We start from the raw sequence: 1,667 nt of genomic DNA on the forward strand, positions 1-1,667 counted from the left end.
TAATTAGAGTCTGTCCATAAAGTCCCGGGTAGAGGAAAAAATAGTAAAGATCAATTTTTTAACAGGAAGAAATAATGTTAATATAGCGGTATGAAAATGCGTCTGTTTACTGCCCTGAGCCTGAAATTCGAACAGCCTAATTGGGCCAGGAACCCGGAGTTCGGTTTGCTGGACACGATCCTGGAGGCACACCCTGAACTGGTGCAGCTTATCGAAGAAGACGTGACCAGGGGGAGTAAACGGAGCAATTTTGGCCGACAGGATACCCCTTCCGTCGAACAGATCATGCGGGCGGCATTGTATAAAGAACTGAAGGGACTGGATTACCGGGAACTGGAATTCCATCAGGAAGATTCGCGGATCTGCGAACAGTTTCTGCAGATCGACCGCTACCGGCCCTACAGTTTTCAGATGTACCAGAAGTACATCTCGCAGGTGCGGGCCGAGAACCTGGACAAGCTCTGTGTGGAGCTGAACAAACTGGCCGTATCGATGGGAATAGAGGACTTGGGCAAGCTTCGCCAGGACAGCACGGTGGTGGAAAGCGATATCCATTATCCGACCAATAACTCGCTGGTATGGGACTGCATCAAAGAAAGCCACCGGCTACTGGAACGGCTCAGTGAAGATCTTACCAGGTTTCGTTTCACTGATTACCGTACCGGGGCCAAGCGCACGTACTTTAAGATCAATAACACCAAAAGTGGGGATAAACGTATCGACCTGTTCAACAAGCAGTTGCAGGTAATGACCAGATGCATAAACCAGTTATCGAATGCGGTAAAAAAAAAGTCCGGTTGTAGCCTGAAGGTGTTGGCCACACTGATGGAAATGGAAAGCTTCCAGGTGCTAATGAAGCAAGTGCTGGCCATGGTCAGCAGGAAAGAAGTACAGGGAGAGGCCGTCCCCAATGAAGAGAAGGTTTTTTCCATTTATCAGCAGCATACCGATATTATTGTTAAAGGAGGCAGGGAAGTGCAGTTCGGCCATAAGGTGAACCTGACAGGAGGCAAAAGCGGGCTGATCCTGAGCAGTAAGGTATTGCGGGGCAACCCGGCAGACAGCACCCTGTACCAGCAGGGCCTTCAGCAGGTCATCTCTGCTTACGGGGTCGTACCGCGTGACAGTGCCTGCGATGGAGGCTATGCCTCGGCAGCCAATAAAGAGGCTGCCCGACAGGCCGGCATTATGAATATTGTCTTCAACAAGGTAACGGCCAGTATGAAAAACCAGGTCAGCAGCAGCTCCATGGAAACCCGTCTGAAGAAATGGAGAAGCGGCATCGAAGCGGTCATCTCCAACCTCAAAAGGGGCTTTAAACTCCGGCGTTGTAACTGGAGCGGCTGGCAGCACTTTGAGGCCAAAGTAAAGTGGAGCGTGATCGGCTATAATATCCGGGTGATGACAGCGGCCGTTCTGGACCGGATGAAAGGTCTTCAGGCAGCAGCCTGAGGTGCAAGCCAGCCCGTAAAAAGAGGCACTTAGGTGGAATATTCTGCCTGGAGATATCAGGATATTAAATTTATTAAGTTAAAATTAACAAATACGAAAGAGCAGCAAAAGAGCAACAAGGACAATGCCGCAAGAAATGCCCTATGATTGAAGAGCTTTTCCAATGCGCTCAATCTGCTCTCTTTTGGCTGACTTTATGGACGGACACTAATTAG

1 protein-coding gene is annotated in these 1,667 nt (G+C 49.5%); it reads left to right on the forward strand.

Going from position 1 to position 1,667, the window contains the following annotated elements; all coding sequences use genetic code 11:
- Window positions 1–90 precede the first annotated feature (90 nt).
- On the forward strand, window positions 91–1,452 hold the full coding sequence (locus tag DDR33_RS25010) for an ISNCY family transposase (protein WP_109418504.1): 1,362 nt from the start codon (window positions 91–93) through the stop codon (window positions 1,450–1,452).
- The last annotated feature ends 215 nt before the right edge of the window (window positions 1,453–1,667 follow it).

Source organism: Pararcticibacter amylolyticus, assembly GCF_003130405.1.
Lineage (GTDB): Bacteria > Bacteroidota > Bacteroidia > Sphingobacteriales > Sphingobacteriaceae > Arcticibacter > Arcticibacter amylolyticus.